At 69.0% G+C, this 15549-nt stretch carries 14 protein-coding genes; 7 read left to right on the forward strand and 7 right to left on the reverse strand.

Annotation, left to right across the window (positions count from 1 at the left end; translation table 11 throughout):
• Positions 1-33: 33 nt before the first annotated feature.
• Entirely contained in the window at positions 34-660 is a 627-nt protein-coding gene (orn, locus tag EPAKOI_RS11350; RefSeq protein ID WP_124683626.1) for an oligoribonuclease, read from the reverse strand.
• Between the two features lie 162 nt (positions 661-822).
• Between orn and EPAKOI_RS11355 the strand changes: the two genes are divergently transcribed.
• Genes EPAKOI_RS11355 through EPAKOI_RS11365 form a run of 3 tightly spaced genes read left to right on the forward strand, consistent with a single transcriptional unit; the run spans position 823 to position 3386 of the window.
• Positions 823-2073, forward strand: coding sequence for a M48 family metallopeptidase (locus EPAKOI_RS11355; RefSeq protein WP_423192239.1), 1251 nt, complete (start codon positions 823-825; stop codon positions 2071-2073).
• On the forward strand, positions 2070-3047 hold the full coding sequence (gene rsgA, locus EPAKOI_RS11360) for a ribosome small subunit-dependent GTPase A (protein ID WP_423192240.1): 978 nt from the start codon (positions 2070-2072) through the stop codon (positions 3045-3047). Before EPAKOI_RS11355 ends, rsgA begins: the two co-directional genes overlap by 4 nt.
• Positions 3048-3080: 33 nt before the next feature.
• Positions 3081-3386: a putative signal transducing protein gene (locus EPAKOI_RS11365; protein WP_423192241.1), complete on the forward strand. Its 306-nt coding sequence runs from the start codon at positions 3081-3083 to the stop codon at positions 3384-3386.
• Between the two features lie 41 nt (positions 3387-3427).
• On the opposite strand, the gene EPAKOI_RS11370 is transcribed toward EPAKOI_RS11365, so the two are convergent.
• Positions 3428-4405, reverse strand: coding sequence for a CobD/CbiB family protein (locus EPAKOI_RS11370; RefSeq protein ID WP_313835107.1), 978 nt, complete (start codon positions 4403-4405; stop codon positions 3428-3430).
• 186 nt (positions 4406-4591) lie between these two features.
• Positions 4592-5293 (reverse strand): pirin family protein, encoded by a 702-nt coding sequence (locus tag EPAKOI_RS11375; protein ID WP_313835108.1) that lies wholly within the window; start codon positions 5291-5293, stop codon positions 4592-4594.
• A 145-nt stretch (positions 5294-5438) separates the two neighbouring features.
• Between EPAKOI_RS11375 and EPAKOI_RS11380 the strand changes: the two genes are divergently transcribed.
• Positions 5439-6371: a LysR family transcriptional regulator gene (locus tag EPAKOI_RS11380; protein WP_124683620.1), complete on the forward strand. Its 933-nt coding sequence runs from the start codon at positions 5439-5441 to the stop codon at positions 6369-6371.
• 12 nt (positions 6372-6383) lie between these two features.
• Entirely contained in the window at positions 6384-7265 is an 882-nt protein-coding gene (gene gluQRS / locus EPAKOI_RS11385) for a tRNA glutamyl-Q(34) synthetase GluQRS (protein WP_423192242.1), read from the forward strand.
• Positions 7266-7301: 36 nt separating this feature from the next.
• Here the strand turns inward: gluQRS and EPAKOI_RS11390 are convergent, their stop codons facing one another.
• Entirely contained in the window at positions 7302-8819 is a 1518-nt protein-coding gene (locus tag EPAKOI_RS11390; protein ID WP_124683618.1) for a DEAD/DEAH box helicase, read from the reverse strand.
• Positions 8820-9099: 280 nt separating this feature from the next.
• Between EPAKOI_RS11390 and EPAKOI_RS11395 the strand changes: the two genes are divergently transcribed.
• Positions 9100-10695, forward strand: coding sequence for an alkaline phosphatase D family protein (locus EPAKOI_RS11395; protein ID WP_423192243.1), 1596 nt, complete (start codon positions 9100-9102; stop codon positions 10693-10695).
• Between the two features lie 46 nt (positions 10696-10741).
• Here EPAKOI_RS11395 and EPAKOI_RS11400 read toward each other — a convergent pair whose 3' ends face one another.
• Positions 10742-11740 carry a tripartite tricarboxylate transporter substrate binding protein gene (locus EPAKOI_RS11400; RefSeq protein WP_423192244.1) on the reverse strand — a complete coding sequence of 333 codons (999 nt, stop codon included), beginning with the start codon at positions 11738-11740 and terminating at the stop codon, positions 10742-10744.
• 64 nt (positions 11741-11804) lie between these two features.
• A complete protein-coding gene (locus EPAKOI_RS11405) occupies positions 11805-13448 on the reverse strand; it encodes an acyl CoA:acetate/3-ketoacid CoA transferase (RefSeq protein WP_313835113.1) in 1644 nt (547 codons plus the stop codon).
• A 141-nt stretch (positions 13449-13589) separates the two neighbouring features.
• Here EPAKOI_RS11405 and EPAKOI_RS11410 point away from each other — a divergent pair, with 141 nt between their 5' ends.
• Positions 13590-14408 carry an IclR family transcriptional regulator domain-containing protein gene (locus tag EPAKOI_RS11410; protein WP_423192245.1) on the forward strand — a complete coding sequence of 273 codons (819 nt, stop codon included), beginning with the start codon at positions 13590-13592 and terminating at the stop codon, positions 14406-14408.
• A 394-nt stretch (positions 14409-14802) separates the two neighbouring features.
• Here EPAKOI_RS11410 and EPAKOI_RS11415 read toward each other — a convergent pair whose 3' ends face one another.
• The gene (locus EPAKOI_RS11415; protein ID WP_423192246.1) at positions 14803-15411 is read right to left on the reverse strand and encodes a glutathione S-transferase family protein; all 609 of its coding nucleotides are present in this window, start codon (positions 15409-15411) and stop codon (positions 14803-14805) included.
• Between the last annotated feature and the right edge of the window lie 138 nt (positions 15412-15549).

Genomic DNA, 15549 nt, shown 5'->3' on the forward strand with positions numbered 1-15549 from the left:
TGGAACCGCCCGCCGGCTTGGCAGGATCGGGCGTTATGCCGCGGGGGCGGCAGGGGCGGCCGGTGCCGGCGGGACCGACGCGGCGGCCTCGGCCGGCGTCTTGATGAAGTGCTGGCGGTAGTAGCGCAGCTCTTCCACCGATTCCAGGATGTCGGCCAGCGCCGTGTGAAGCTGGCGCTTGTGGAACCCCTTGTGGATGGCCGGCTCCCAGCGCTTGCACAGTTCCTTGAGCGTGGACACGTCGAGGTTGCGATAGTGGAAGAACGCCTCCAGCTTCGGCATGTAGCGGGCCATGAAGCGGCGGTCCTGGCAGATCGAATTGCCGCACATCGGCGACTTGCCGGCCGGCACCCAGCGCTTCAGGAAGGCAATCAGCTCGGCCTCGGCCTGGGCCTCGGTCAGCGTGGACGCCTTGACCTTGTCGATCAGGCCCGAGCGGCCGTGCGTGCCCTTGTTCCAGTTGTCCATCGCGTCCAGCACGGCGTCGGGCTGGTGGATCACCAGCACCGGGCCCTCGGCCAGGATGTTCAGCTCGGAATCCGTGACCACCACCGCCACTTCGATGATCCGGTCGCTGTCCGGCTGCAGGCCGGTCATTTCCATGTCCAGCCAGACAAGGTTGTTTTCACTTTTGACGGAGGCGGCGGCGGGACTTGTCATCTGGCGGTACGGCTTGATATGGGATTCGGAAGGAAAACGCCCCGGCAACGCGGGTGGCCGGGGGCGAACAATTTATAATTCTCGCATATCTGCCCCAGATGGCCCGCCCCGCACTTCCGGTTTTTCCGATGGTGCACCGCGCCATCGCCACCAAGGCCACCGATGTTCACGCTGATCTTTCTTGCCGCCCTGGTCATCATGGTTGTGACCAAACTCTGGCTCGCCTCGCGCCAGATCCGCCATGTGGCGCGCCATCGCAACGCCGTGCCGGCGCGCTTTGCCGACACCATCGCGCTGTCCGCCCACCAGAAGGCGGCCGACTACACCATCGCCCGCACCCGCCTGTCGATGATCGAGGTGCTGACCGGCGCGGCCGTGCTGATCGGCTTCACGATGCTCGGCGGCCTGCACGCGCTGAACCAGTTCTGGCTGCACGTGTTCGACGGCGGCGGCTACTTCTACGGCGTGGCGCTGATCGCCAGCGTGGCCGTGATCGGCGGGCTGTTCGACCTGCCGTTCTCGCTCTACGGCCAGTTTGTGATCGAGCAGCGCTTTGGCTTCAACAAGATGACGTTCGGGCTCTGGCTGGCCGACCTGGCCAAGATGGCGCTGGTGGCCTGCGTGCTGGGCCTGCCGCTGCTGCTGGCCGTGCTGTGGCTGATGGACCGGGCGGGCACCTACTGGTGGCTCTACACGTGGCTGCTCTGGGTGGCGTTCAGCCTGCTGCTGCAGGTGATCGTGCCCACGTTCATCGCGCCGCTGTTCAACAAGTTCGAGCCGCTGGCCGACGACAGCCTGCGCGAGCGCATCGAGGCGCTGCTGCGCAAGTGCGGCTTTGCCAGCAAGGGCCTGTTCGTGATGGATGGCAGCCGCCGCAGCGCGCACGGCAACGCCTATTTCACCGGCTTTGGCGCGGCCAAGCGGATCGTCTTCTTCGATACGCTGCTGGCCCGGCTGGACGGCGAGGAGGTGGAAGCGGTGCTGGCCCACGAACTGGGCCACTTCAAGCGCCGCCACGTGGCCAAGATGATCGCGGTGACGTTTGCGCTGTCGCTGGTGTTCCTGGCCCTGCTGGGCTGGCTGGCCACGCGCGAGTGGTTCTACACGGGGCTGGGCGTGCTGCCCAACTTCGGCGCCAGCAACCACGCGCTGGCCCTGGTGCTGTTCTTCCTGGCGTTGCCGGTGTTCACGTTCATCCTGGGGCCGCTGGCGAGCCAGTCGTCGCGCCGCCACGAGTTCGAGGCCGACGAGTTCGCCGCGCACCAGACCAACGCCGGGCACCTGGTGTCCGCGCTGGTCAAGCTGTACAAGGACAATGCGTCCACGCTGACGCCCGACCCGCTCTACAGCGCGTTCTGCTACTCGCATCCGCCCGCCGCCCAGCGGATCGACCGCCTGCTGGCGCACGCATGACCCGCAGCGCGCGCCACCACAACGCCGGCAAGGGTGCCGGCAAGGGCCCCGGGGCCGATGCCGAATCCGCACTGATCGTCGCCGCGCACGGCCGCCACTACGTGGTGGAGCGCGCCGACGGCTCGCACCTGCATGCGTTTCCGCGCGGCAAGAAGAGCGACGCCGCCGTGGGCGACCACGTCCGCATCGACCTGGCCGCCGTGGACCAGGGCGTGATCACCGCCATCGACCCGCGCAAGAACCTGCTGTACCGGTCCGACCAGTTCAAGTCCAAGCTGCTGGCGGCCAATATCGACCAGGTCATCATCGTGCTGGCCACCGAGCCGAGCTTCTCGGAAGACCTGCTCGGCCGGGCGCTGGTGTCGGCCGAGGCGCTGGAGATCCGCCCGCTGGTGATCCTGAACAAGACCGACCTGACCGACCGCCTGGACGACGCGCGCCGCCGGCTGCGGCTGTACCAGGACCTTGGCTACGACACGCTGGAGCTGTCCGTGCACGGCCGCCCCGACGAGGCGCTGGCGGCGCTGCAGCCGCGCACGGCCGGGGTGTCGAGCATCCTGATCGGCCAGTCGGGCATGGGCAAGTCGTCGCTGCTGAACCTGCTGATCCCCGGCGTGGAGGCGCAGACGCGCGAGATTTCGGCCAAGCTGGATTCGGGCAAGCACACCACCACGTTCACGCGGCTCTACCACCTGCCCGATACCTGGGCGGTGGTCGACGGCCGGCCCGGCTACCTGATCGATTCGCCGGGCTTCCAGGAATTCGGCCTGCACCACCTGAGCGAAGGCATGCTGGAGCGCGCGTTTCCGGAGTTCCGGCCGCGCCTGACCGAATGCCGTTTCTATAACTGCCACCACATCAACGAGCCCGGCTGCGGCGTGCTGACGGCCATCGACGGCGGCACGATCTCGCCGCGCCGCCATCAGCTCTACACCCAGTTGCTGCACGAGTCGCGGCAGCAGAAGCCGTGGTAACTTGGGCGCACCTGCTGGCTTGCCGCGCCGAACATGAAACTGCTGCTGAGGACGCCTTCGCTGGTCCACGCCGCGCATTGCGAGAACGTGCTGCGCGCGGCCGGCATCCGCGCCGAGGTGCGCAACACCTGGCTGGCGGGCGCGGCGGGCGACATCCCGCTGCTGGAAAGCGCGCCGCAGGTGTGGATCGTCGACGATGGGGATGAGCCGGCGGCGTGGGCCGCGCTGAACGCGGCGGCCAATCCGTCGCCGGGGCCGCGCTGGCAGTGCCGCCGCTGCGGAGAATGGCACGAGGCCCAGTTCGCGGCCTGCTGGCAATGCGGCACCAGCGCCGAATGAAAAGGGCCGGCACGCGCCGGCCCTGATGCGGGGGCGGGCCTTCAGCCCACCCAGAGCGCCAGCGAGATCATCGCCAGCAACAGCATCCAGAGAATCACCGCGCGCCAGACCAGCCCGACGGCCGACTGCAGCGTGCGGATGCCCGGGTCCGCGCCGAATTCGGGCGGCACCGGCTCGGCCTCGCCCATGCCGGGCGCGTAGTCCACGCCGGCCAGGCTCGTGCGCAGCATCACGCTCGAATCCTCCTCGGCCAGCGGCTGGCCCAGCCGCACGCCCAGCGCCCCGCCGCCACTGGCGAGCAGGATGCCGTTGACGGCGTCGTCCCACTTGCGCGCGTGGTTGCGCCAGGCGTAGACCGCATCCTCGAAGTTGCCGACGATGGCAAACCCGATGGCGGTCAGGCGCGACGGAATCCAGTCCAGCACGTAGAACGCCCGGGCGGCAAACCGGCCCAGCGCCGGGCTGCGCTCGTTGGACGGCAGGTTCCACTGGCGATTCAGGAATTCGGCGGTCCGGTAGAGCACCACGCCGCCGGGGCCGATCGGTACCAGGAACCAGAAGAACACGCCGAAAACGTGCCGGTGCACGGCCACGATGGCGGCTTCCAGCGTATGGCGGACGATCTCGCTGACCGGCATCTCCACCGTGTCCAGCCCGGTCCACTCGTGCAGCAGCGCGCGCGCGGTGTGCAGGTCGTCGCGGTTCAGCGCCTCGTGGATGTCGGTGAAATAGTGGCTGAACTGGCGGAAGCCCAGCGTCAGGTAGAGCAGCAGGACGTTCCAGACCAGCGTCAGCGCGACGCTGATCGACGCCAGCAGGTAGTGGACGACCACGGCGGCCAGCGTGAGCGGCAGCACCACGGTCAGCCAGGCCAGCGCGGCATCGCGCGGCCGGCCGGTGTCGAAGGCATGCTCGGCCCGGTCACCCAGCACACGCACGATGTCGTAGATGGGATTGTTCCGGCCGAGCGCACGGAACTGCTCGGCAATCAGCGCCAGAAGAATGGATACGAAGGTCATCGCGTGACGTGAATCGGCGGGCGGCGATGTGCCGCGGCGGTCGCATGGCGGATAGCCAGACGATAGCATAGCGGCAACACTTTCCAGTACCTGTAAGCACTGGTTACCGACACCTCGATGCGACAACGCCCACCCTTGCGGGCGGGCGTCGTGGCGGGCGGGGCGGTCAATGCCCCGCGGCGGCGGTCAGGCCGGCAGGTCGAACACCAGCACCTCGGCGTCGGCACCCCGGTCCAGCGCGATCGCATCCACGCCGGACAGCTTGGCCGCGTCGCCGGTCTCCAGCGGCTGGCCGTTGACCGAGATCCGGCCCCGGGCCACGTGGACGTAGGCCTGGCGGCCCGGCTGCAGCGCCAGCGTGGCGGATTCGTCGCCATCGAACAGCCCGGCGTAGAGCCGCACGTCCTGATGGATCACCACCGAGCCCTCGGCGCCGTCGGCGCTGCCCACCAGGCGCAGCCGGCCGCGCTTGTCCTCGGCATCGAAGCGCTTTTCCTCGTAGCCCGGCTCCAGGTTCTGGCGATCCGGCACGATCCAGATCTGCAGGAAGTGCGTCGTATCGTTGGCGGCGTGGTTGTATTCCGAGTGCCGGACGCCGGTGCCGGCGCTCATGCGCTGGACGTCGCCGGGGCGGATCACGCTGCCGTTGCCGATGCTGTCCTTGTGCGCCAGTTCGCCGTCCAGCACGTAGCTGATGATCTCCATGTCACGGTGGCCGTGCGTGCCGAAGCCCATGCCGGGCGCCACACGGTCCTCATTGATCACACGCAGCGGGCCAAACTGGATGTGGCGCGGGTCGTAGTAATCGGCGAACGAGAAGCTGTGGTACGACTTGAGCCAGCCATGGTCCGCATAACCGCGCTCTTCAGACTTACGGATTTCAATCATTTTGATGGCCCTCCTTGTGGCCTGGCATTCGAACCTGCCAGCGTCTGGCTGCAGGCCCTGCGGCGTTTCGATGCTAGGCAGTTTAGGGGAGCGGGAGTATATTGGCGGGCACCGCGTTAGAAGCAGTTGTTCAGAAATTCTGAATATGCCCCTGTCACTTGAATCCCTTGAAGTCCTGGACGCCATCGAGCGTAAAGGCAGTTTCGCCGCCGCCGCCCACGAGATGGGCAAGGTGCCCTCGGCCCTGACCTACGTCGTCCGCAAGCTGGAAGAAGATCTGGACGTGCTGCTGTTCGACCGCCGGCGCCACCGGGCCGAGCTGACGCCGGCCGGGCGCGCCCTGCTGGACGAGGGCCGCCACCTGCTGCACGCGGCCGACGACCTGGCGCGGCGCGTGAAGCGGCTGGCCACGGGCTGGGAGGCCAGCCTGAACATCGCCGTCGACGACCTGATCAACTTTCGCGCGCTGCTGCCGGTGATCCAGGACTTCTACGCCGAGAACACGGCCACCCGGCTGCGTTTTTCGAAGGAAGTGCTCGGCGGCACCTGGGACGCGCTGGTCAGCAACCGCGCCGACATGATCATCGGCGGCGCCTACGAGCTGCCCAGCACCCAGGGCTTCCAGGTCCGGCCGCTCGGCACCATCCCGTTCGTGTTCGCGGTGGCCGCCCATCATCCGCTGGCCACCGAGGAAGGCCCGCTCACGACGATCCAGATCGCCAAGCACCGCATCGTGGCCGTGGGCGATACCTCGCGCAACCTGCCCGCCCGCACCCATGGCGTGCTGGCCGGACAGGACGTGCTGGTGGTGCCGACCATGCGCGACAAGCTCGAAGCCCAGATCCGCGGCCTGGGCTGCGGCTGGCTGCCGGCCCCGATGGCGCAGCCCCATATCGAAAGCGGCGTGCTGCAGGTGCGCGAGACCGTGGAAGTGCGCGCGCCGGGCACGTTCAAGGCCGCCTGGCGCACCAACACGCGCGGCAAGGCGCTGCAGTGGTGGGCCAGCAAGCTCGAAGACCCGCGCCTGGCGCAGGCGTTGCTGCAGCAGGCGCCGCAGCAGATGGAGTCGTTCGAGTAACGGCGCCGTCCCATGCCGCAACGCTACCGGGGGCGCTTTGCCCCCTCCCCCACCGGCCCGCTGCACCTGGGGTCGCTGGTCACCGCCCTGGCGAGCTGGCTCGACGCCCGCGCCCATGGCGGCGACTGGCTGGTGCGCATCGAGGACATCGACTATCCGCGCTGCGTGAAGGACGCTGACACCGGCATCCTGCGCACGCTGCACGCGCTGGCGCTGCATCCCGACGAGCCGCCGGTCTGGCAGAGCCGCCGTGAATCGCTCTATGCCGATGCGCTGCGCCGGCTCGACGCCGCCGGCCAGCTCTACCCGTGCGGCTGCTCGCGCAAGGAAATCGCCGATTCGCTGGTGCACGTGCGCGAGCGCCACCAGACGCTGGGCTATCCCGGCACCTGCCGCAACGGGCTGCACGGCAAGCTGCCGCGCGCCTGGCGCGTGCGCGTGCCGGACGGCCCGGCGGCCACCCTCTGCTTCGACGACCGCTGGCAGGGCCGCCAGTGCCAGGACCTGGAAACGGAACTCGGGGATTTCGTGCTGCGCCGGGCCGACGGGCTGTGGGCCTATCAGCTTGCCGTGGTGGTCGACGATGCCGCCCAGGGCATCACGCACATCGTGCGCGGCGCCGACCTGCTCGATTCCACGCCGCGCCAGATCCACCTGCAGCACCTGCTGGGCATGCCGACGCCGTCGTACCTGCATGTGCCGGTGGTGGTCAACGCCGATGGCGAAAAGCTGAGCAAGCAGAGCGGCGCGCAGGCGCTGGACGCCACCGCGCCGCTGGACGCGCTGCGGCAGGCAGGCGCCCATCTGGACATCGTGAACGGGGAAGCGACGGTCGCCGCCTGGCTGGCAGCGGCCACGGCGCAATGGGCGCGCCGTTGGCGGATCGGCGACTGAGTCGCGCGCATCCGCCGGCGGAAGAGATTCAGGAAATTACGACTTGCGCGGCGCGCCGCCCAGCAGCGCGGCCACGGGGCGCTTGGGCGACTGGCGGCCCCGCGTGAGCGCGGCGGCGATCTGGTCTTCGGGCTTCGGTGCCGGCGTGTAGTTGCCCGACGGCTCGTACGGACGCGAGAAGAACGGATCGTCCGACGGGCGGAAGGCCGGGCGGCCGTTCGGCTCGGTGCGACGACGGCGCGGCGCGGCGGCATCGGCCTCGCCTTCGCTGCTGCTGCCTCCGCCATCGCGGGTCCGGCGCACGTCCGTGCGCTGGCGGCGGCGGTCCGATTCGTCCTGGCGCGCGCGCTCGCCGGTCGGGTCGAAGCCTTCGAGCGTGCCGCGCGGCACGCTGCGCTTGATCAGCTTCTCGATATCGGCCAGCAGGCGGTCATCGTTGCCCGGCACGTAGATCGACAGCGCATCGCCGCTGGCGCCGGCACGGCCGGTCCGGCCAATCCGGTGCACGTAGTCTTCGGCGCTGAACGGCAGGTCGAAGTTGATCACGCAGGGCATGGCCGGGATGTCCAGCCCGCGCGCGGCCACGTCGGTGGCCACCAGCGCGTCGATCGAGCCGTTCTTGAAGCCGTCCAGCGTCTGCATGCGCTCGGTCTGGGTCTTGTCGCCATGGATCGCGGCGGCGTTGATGCCTTCGCGCTCCAGGTGGCGCGCCAGGCGCGAGCAGCCGATCTTGCTGTTGACGAACACGATGCACTGCTTGGACTGCTGCTGCGACGCGCGCTGCTTGAGCAGGTGCACCACGGCGGCCTGCTTGTGGCCGTCCGGCACCTGGAAGACCACCTGGCGCACGTTCTCGTTGGTCGAGTTGCTGCGCGCCACTTCGATCGTCACCGGCTGCTTCAGGTAGCTGGACGCCAGCTTCTTGATCTCGGGCGAGAACGTGGCCGAGAACAGCAGCGTCTGGCGCTGCGCCGGCAGCAGGTTGATGATGCGCTGCAGGTCTGGCAGGAAGCCCATGTCGAGCATGCGGTCGGCCTCGTCCAGCACCAGCATCTGCACCTGCGACAGGTTCACCGATTTCTGCTGCACGTGGTCCAGCAGCCGGCCCGGCGTGGCCACCAGGATTTCCACGCCACGGCGCAGCGCGTCGGTCTGCGGGTTCATGTCGACACCGCCGAACACCACGGTGCTGCGCAGGTCGGTGTGCTGCGCGTAGCGGGCCACGTTGTCGTAGACCTGGTCGGCCAGCTCGCGCGTGGGCGTCAGCATCAGCGCGCGCACCGGGTGGCGCGCGGGCGAGGCGCTGGCGTTGGACATCGGCAGCAGGCGCTGGATGATCGGCAGCGCAAAGCCGGCGGTCTTGCCGGTGCCGGTCTGTGCGGCGCCCATGACGTCCTTGCCCAGCAGCACCACGGGGATGGCCTGCGCCTGGATCGGCGTGGGCTTGGTGTAGCCCTGGTCGGACAATGCGCGCAGGATGCGTGCGTCCAGCCCGAAGCTTTCGAACGTCTGCTCTGCGGCCGGGGTCTGGTCTGGGGTGTTCGTCATCGTCATCAATTGGTGTCTTTGCAACGGCGTGGCGCCGGGGCAATCGGACACGCGTCTGGAACGGTTCTACGGGCCAGTCGCGGCAGGTAAAGTCGCGAAAAGATGAATTGCCCGGAAAATCAAAGACTTGGATTCTACCACCAGAGTCGGGCAGCGGACACGGGCACACTGGGGCAGTATCGGCGCCGGGGATGTCAATGACGTGTCAACAACACGTCACAATCGCTGGCGAGCATAGCGGCCCGGCCCCGTGCCTCCGCATCCACTTCAACCTGTCGACGCGCCAATGACCGACCGCCTGCCCACCGAACCGACCGACGCCGCCCGCCGCGGCTTCCTGCGCACTTCCAGCCGCTTCCTGGGGCTGGCCGCGGGCGTTGCCACCGGGCTGGCGGCGCCGGCCGTGGTCGCCGCGGGCCGTCCCGGCGCGCCCGACGGCATCCAGCTTGGCGATCCGTCCGACGACGGCCTCGTGGTCTGGGCCCGCGCCGACGCCTCCGCGCGGATGGTCGTCGAATACGCCACCCGCCCCGACTTTCGCGACGCCACGCGCATCTCCGGCCCGCTGGCCACCAGCGAGACCGATTTCACGGCCCGCACCCAGCTGACCGGCCTGGTACCCGGCCAGTCGTACCACGTGCGCGTGGCCTTCGAGCAGCCGGGCCAGCGCCGCGGCCAGGGCGCGTGGATGGCGGGCAGCTTCCGCACCCGCGCGATGACGGCCGACCGCCCGGTGCGCTTCGTCTGGTCCGGCGACACGGCTGGCCAGGGCTGGGGCATCAATCGGGACCTGGGCGGCATGCGCATCTACGAGGCCATGCGCCAGCGCGACCCCGACTTCTTCATCCACAGCGGCGACACGATCTACGCCGACAGCCCGATCGCGGCCGAGCAGAAGGCCGAGGACGGCCGCATCTGGCGCAACGTGGTCACCGAGGAAGTGAGCAAGGTGGCCGAGACGCTCAAGGAATTCCGCGGCCGCCACCGCTACAACATGCTCGACGCCAACGTGCGCCGCTTTGCCAGCCAGGTGCCGCAGATCTGGCAGTGGGACGACCACGAGGTGACCAACAACTGGTCCGATGCCAAGGACCTGTCGGCCGACGCACGCTATACCGAAAAGGACGTGCGCCTGCTGGTGGCGCGCGGCAGCCGCGCCTTCCTGGAAAACGCGCCGATGCGCTGGCACCGCCAGGGGCTGGCCGAGCGCGTGCATCGCAAGATCGCCTACGGGCCGCTGCTCGACGTGTTCGTGCTGGACATGCGCAGCTATCGCGGCCCCAACGGCTACAACCGCGAGACGGCCGAAGGCCCGGGCACCGCGTTCCTGGGCAACGCGCAACTGGACTGGCTGATGGCGGAGCTGACGGCCTCGCAGGCCACGTGGAAGGTGATTGCCGCCGACATGCCGATCGGCCTCAACGTGCCCGACGGCAAGGACGCGCAGGGCCGCGCGAAGTGGGAAGCCATCGCCAACGGCGACGGCCCGGCGCTGGGCCGCGAGCTGGAAACCGCGCGGCTGCTGTCGCGCATCCGCCGGGCCGGGCTGCGCAACGTGGTCTGGATCACCGCCGACGTGCACTACTGCGCGGCGCACCACTACGCGCCCGAGCGCGCCCAGTACCAGGCTTTCGACCCGTTCTGGGAATTCGTGGCCGGGCCGCTCAACGCGGGCAGCTTCGGCCCGAATCCGCTGGACAACACGTTCGGGCCGCGCGTGGTCTTCCAGAAGGCGCCCACCGTCCAGAACATGTCGCCATTCGCCGGCTTCCAGTTCTTTGGCGAGGTCAACATCGATCCCGCGTCGCGCGCGCTGACCGTGGACCTTCGTGACTTGAACGGCGTGTCGCAGTTCCAGCAGGTGTTGCAGGCGCAAGCCTGATCCGCGCACCCCGCAGCGGGATCCGGCGCGCCGTGCCCGGCCGGGATCAGTCGCTCTTGATCCCGTTGTCCTTGATGACCTTGCCCCACCGGGCGTAGTCGTTCTGCATCCGGGCGGCAAGCTGCTCGGGCGTCTGGTACGACGCCACGGTGCCGGCGCCCAGCATCTTCTGCTGGACGGTCGGATCGGCCAGCGCGCCCTTGAGCGCGTCGGACAGCCTGGCCACCACGTCCTTCGGCGTGCCGGCCGGCACCAGCAGGCCGCCCCACGACGACGCGTCGAAGCCCGGAAAGCCCTGCTCGGCCACGGTCTTCACGTCCGGCGCGAACGACACCCGCCTGGCCGACCCCACCGCGATCGGGCGCAGCTTGCCGGCCTTGATATGCGGCAGCGCGGCGATCATGTCCGAGAACATCATCGGCACCTGTCCGGCCAGCAGGTCGGAAATGGCCGGCGCACTGCCCTTGTACGGCACGTGCTGGACGTCGAAATGGCCCAGGTTCTTCAGCAGCTCGGTCGACAGGTGGCCAAAGCTGCCGTTGCCGGCGCTGGTGTAGTTCATCTTGCCCGGCGCGGCCTTGGCCTTGGCGATGTACGACGGCAGGTCGGTCACGTCCGGCAGCGCGGTCGGGTTCACCACCATCACGATCGGCAGCTCGTAGGCGTTACCGACCGGCGTGAAGTCCTTGAAGATGTCGTAGCTCTTGCGCGGCAGCAGGTGCGGCGCCAGCAGCGTGGGGGTGGCCAGCATCACCAGCGTGTAGCCGTCCGGCGCGGACTTGGCCACGGTCTCGGTGCCGATGGTGCCCGACGCGCCCGGGCGGTTGTCGACGACCACGGTCTGCTTGAGCGTTTCGCCAATCTTCTGGCCGATGATGCGCGCGGCGGTGTCGGTCGGGCCGCCGGCCGGGAACGGCACCACCAGGCGGATCGGCTTGTCCGGGTAGTTCTGCTGGGCCTGCGCCGGCGCGAACGGCAGCGCGGCGGCCAGTGCCAGCGCGGAAATGGCCAGACGACGATGTCTGCGGTGTTGACGGTCTTGCACGTTGCTTCCTCCAATATGGGCCGGCTCGGGCCGGCCACTTTTCTGATCGTTGCCGCGCGGCGCCTCAGAGCCGCATCGGGCCGGGGCGGAACAGCCGCGCATCCATCGTGCGCAGGTCGTCGGCCACGGCCACCGGCGTGGCGCACTGGTCCAGCACGTCGCGCTGCAGGTCCACGCCCGGCGCAATCTCCACCAGCGTCAGGCGCGGCTGCCCGTCGGCCCCGGCCCGCATCTCGAACACGGCGCGCTCGGTCACGTACAGCACCGGGATGCCCAGCGACGCCACGTACGGACCGTTGAAGCTCAGGTGCGACACCTCCGGCACGATCTTGCGGACCCGACCTTCCTTGACGATGGTCAAGCGGCCGTCGTCGGCCCGCACCTCCAGCCCGCCGGCGGTCAGCGTGCCCATGAAGACCACGGCGCGCGCGCTCTGGGTGATGTTGATGAAGCCGCCCACGCCGGCAATCAGCGCGCCTTCGCCCTCGCCGAACTTGCTGACGTTGACGTTGCCGTGCCCGTCCAGCTCGGCCAGGCCCAGGATGGCAAGGTCGATGCCGCCGCCTTCGTAGAAATCGAACTGCGCGGGCTGGTCCACCACGGCCTCGGGGTAGGCCGACGCGCCGAAGCTCAGCCCGTCCGCCGGGGTGCCGCCGATGGGGCCCGCCTCGACGGTCAGCGTGAAGCCACCAAGCCCGGCCTGGTGAGCCAGCGCACCAACAGCCGCCGGCATGCCCACGCCCAGGTTCACCACGCGCGGCTTGCGCGCGGCCAGTTCCATCACGGCGCGGCGCTGGACGATGGTGCGCGCGTCAAGCGGCGCCGAGGCCGGCGGCAGCGCCTGGGCCTCCCGGGCGCGCTCGGCCGCGTCGGCACGCTCGCCGCGCCACGGGCGCACGTAGGCGTCGTTGTACGCCTCGGCAAACGTCATCTGGTGATGCGCGGGCTGCTCGCTGACCACCACGTAGTCGACGAGGATGCCGGGCACGTGAACGGCCTGCAGCACCTCGTGGGCGTCGACGATCGACTCGACCTGGGCAATCACGATGCCACCCGAGTTGTGCGCGGCCTGGGCCATCGCCAGCAGCTCGTGGTGGAACGCCTCGCGGTGCGTGCTCAGGTTGCCGCGCGTGTCGGCCGCCGTGCAGCGGATCAGCGCGCAATCGATGCGGAAGCTTGGGTAGAACAGGTATTCGTCGCCCCGGAACTCGACGGCCTCGACCCAGTTGGCCGTGCCCGCCGCAATGGCGTCGCGCGCACGCTGGTTCACGGCGCCGCCGTGGTAGCGCGGGTCCTGCGCGGTGCGCGGATCCACGAACGTGTGCAGGCCGATCTTCGTCAGCACGCCGGGCTTGCCGCCGGCGATGGCGCGGTACAGGTGGGTCAGCACGCCCTGCGGCAGGTTGAAGCCCTCGCACGCCTCCTGCATCGCCAGCGTGGCCAGCCGCGTGGCCGAGCGCCAGTGCCCGCCGACGATGGCCCGCGTCATGCCCGCGTTGCCGAAATGGTTCACGCCGCGCGCGCCGCGGTCGCCCTGCCCGGCCGAATAGACCAGCGTCAGGTCGCGCGGCAGGCCGTCGTGCAGAAAGCGCTGCTCCAGCGCCTCGGTCACGCCTTCGGCATGGCCGGCGCCGACAAACCCGGCGCTGGCCACGGTCCAGCCGCTCTGCACGAGCGCAGCCGCCTGCGCGGTGGTGATCACCTTCATTGCCGTCTCCTGGAACCCTGGTCGTGATTTCTACCGAGCCACGTTTTGCGAACAAATGTTCGGGAAACGCCTATCATACGGATCGGCCCGCCGGACGCCAAGTCGGGGCTGACCCGCAGATACCCTGATGCCAACGCCACCATGCCGCCTCGCGCCGAAGCCCCGTCCGCCGCCAACTCCGAAGACGCGCCCGACATCCCGAAGAAGGACGAACTGCTCGATTCCCTGACCAAGGGGCTGGCGCTGCTGCGCCTGTACGCAAGCGGCGTGGAGCACCTGACGATGCAGGAAGTGGCCGAACAGCTAGACGTGACGCGCGCGGCGGCGCGGCGCCTGCTGCTGACGCTGGCGCACAACGGCTACCTTGCCCAGCAAGGCCGCCAATTCACGCTGACGCCCAAGGTGATGGACCTGGGCTACGCCTATTTTGCGTCGATGAACCTGCCGCAGCTCGCCCGCCCGTTCCTGCAGGCGCTGTGCGCCGAGGTGGGCGAAAGCTGCTCGATCGGCATGCTCGACGGCGACTCGGTGGTGCTGGTGGCCCGCGAGGAACCGCGCCAGCTACTGCGCGTGGACATGGCCATCGGCCGCCGCATGCCCGCCTATGCCCACTCGCTGGGCCGGGTGCTGCTGGCCGGGCTCGACGACGCCGCGCTGGCCGCCTACCTGGCCAGCGCCGACCTGCGCAAGCTGACGCCGTTCACGATCACGTCTCGCCCGGCCCTGGCCCGCAAGCTGGCGCAAGTGCGCGCCGACGGCTGGTGCACGCTGGTCAGCGAACTGGCCGACGGCTTTGCGGGCGTGTCAGTGCCGCTGCACGACCAGACCGGCAAGGTCGTGGCCGGCCTGGGCCTGAGCATGGTGCTGGGCAGCCGCGACCAGGGCTATCTGGAAACGCACTACCTGCCGCCCCTGCGCGCGGCGGCGGAAAAGATCGAGGGAATTTTGCGGGCGCGGTGAGGAATAGCGATAGAGGCCGAACCCGGCGGCAAGGATGAATCGCGTTGGTGTGCTCCCCTCTCCCGCTTGCGGGAGAGGGGCTGGGGTGAGGGCCAGCGGTTCAAATTGAGTCAAGTCGCCCGTTGAACGGCCTGCCCTCACCCCCGACCCCTCTCCCGCGCGCGGGAGAGGGGAGAAAACCCTCGCCAAAGCCCAAAAGGAAAAAGCCCCGCTGGCCGGGGAGGTCGCGGGGCGGAAGTGGTAGCGGGGCAAGGATCCTGTTGCCCCGTCGCGTATCGTGGTGCAAGCCGGGCGCGGCCACATCACCCGATTGTGGGGGTCTTGGTGGGGTATCGCACATGTTGTGCGATCAACCGGGCACGTGGCGCGCCGGCGCGGCGCGCCTGTACCAACGTTATGCGTGCGGCAGGGCCTGGAAGGCCGGGAACATCTCGACGGCCCGGGTGTAGGCATCCAGCGCCGGATGCGCGGCCGGATCGACCTGCCCCGGCAGCATCGCCTGCGTGAACGTCCAGACCACGGCGGCGGTCAGGCCCGCCTGATCGATCTCCTGCTCGGCCACAGGCACGGGCACCCGCCGCATCTCGGCCTCCAGCATCGCAAACGCGCTGGCCCGCTGGCCGTCCACGCGCGCCACCCACGGCGCGTGCACCTTTTCCGACGGCCGCAGGTTGTGCTCGTAGACGTTCTGCACCGCCTTCTCGCAGCCGGCCAGCGCCAGCCCGATGATCCGCAGCGCGCACTGGCGTGCCGGCAGGTCCTCCGGCATCAGGCTGCGGCCGGCCAGCGTCTCGGCGTAGTCGATGATCAGCGTCGAATCCATCAGCACGATCTCGTTGTCGCAAACCAGCGTCGGCGCCTTGACCACGGGGTTGATCGCGCGAAACTGCTCGAACGTGCGAAACACCGACACCTGCTCCAGCGCATAGGGCAGACCCAGCAGGCGCAGCGTCAGCGCCGCGCGACGCACATACGGGGAATCGAGCATGCCGATCAGTCTCATTGAAGTCTCCGTCAAGGTAGGCAGGTAGATTGGGAGCCATACGATAGCGCACGTCGTGCCGCCGCGCCCGTCGAGTGACCATATGACCATTTCAATCATTTTCTTGATCGAACTAGTCAAATCCGCGCGATTGACCTA

Source organism: Cupriavidus sp. H18C2, from assembly GCF_049393795.1.
Taxonomy (GTDB): domain Bacteria; phylum Pseudomonadota; class Gammaproteobacteria; order Burkholderiales; family Burkholderiaceae; genus Cupriavidus; species Cupriavidus pauculus_C.

Excerpts from the sequence above, each read along its gene's own strand:
- orn (WP_124683626.1), bottom strand. The coding sequence starts at position 660 with ATGACAAGTCCCGCCGCCGCCTCCGTCAAAAGTGAAAACAACCTTGTC.
- EPAKOI_RS11355 (WP_423192239.1), top strand. The coding sequence starts at position 823 with ATGTTCACGCTGATCTTTCTTGCCGCCCTGGTCATCATGGTTGTGACC.
- rsgA (WP_423192240.1), top strand. The coding sequence starts at position 2,070 with ATGACCCGCAGCGCGCGCCACCACAACGCCGGCAAGGGTGCCGGCAAG.
- EPAKOI_RS11365 (WP_423192241.1), top strand. The coding sequence starts at position 3,081 with ATGAAACTGCTGCTGAGGACGCCTTCGCTGGTCCACGCCGCGCATTGC.
- EPAKOI_RS11370 (WP_313835107.1), bottom strand. The coding sequence starts at position 4,405 with ATGACCTTCGTATCCATTCTTCTGGCGCTGATTGCCGAGCAGTTCCGT.
- EPAKOI_RS11375 (WP_313835108.1), bottom strand. The coding sequence starts at position 5,293 with ATGATTGAAATCCGTAAGTCTGAAGAGCGCGGTTATGCGGACCATGGC.
- EPAKOI_RS11380 (WP_124683620.1), top strand. The coding sequence starts at position 5,439 with ATGCCCCTGTCACTTGAATCCCTTGAAGTCCTGGACGCCATCGAGCGT.
- gluQRS (WP_423192242.1), top strand. The coding sequence starts at position 6,384 with ATGCCGCAACGCTACCGGGGGCGCTTTGCCCCCTCCCCCACCGGCCCG.
- EPAKOI_RS11390 (WP_124683618.1), bottom strand. The coding sequence starts at position 8,819 with ATGACGATGACGAACACCCCAGACCAGACCCCGGCCGCAGAGCAGACG.
- EPAKOI_RS11395 (WP_423192243.1), top strand. The coding sequence starts at position 9,100 with ATGACCGACCGCCTGCCCACCGAACCGACCGACGCCGCCCGCCGCGGC.
- EPAKOI_RS11405 (WP_313835113.1), bottom strand. The coding sequence starts at position 13,448 with ATGAAGGTGATCACCACCGCGCAGGCGGCTGCGCTCGTGCAGAGCGGC.
- EPAKOI_RS11410 (WP_423192245.1), top strand. The coding sequence starts at position 13,590 with ATGCCGCCTCGCGCCGAAGCCCCGTCCGCCGCCAACTCCGAAGACGCG.
- EPAKOI_RS11415 (WP_423192246.1), bottom strand. The coding sequence starts at position 15,411 with ATGAGACTGATCGGCATGCTCGATTCCCCGTATGTGCGTCGCGCGGCG.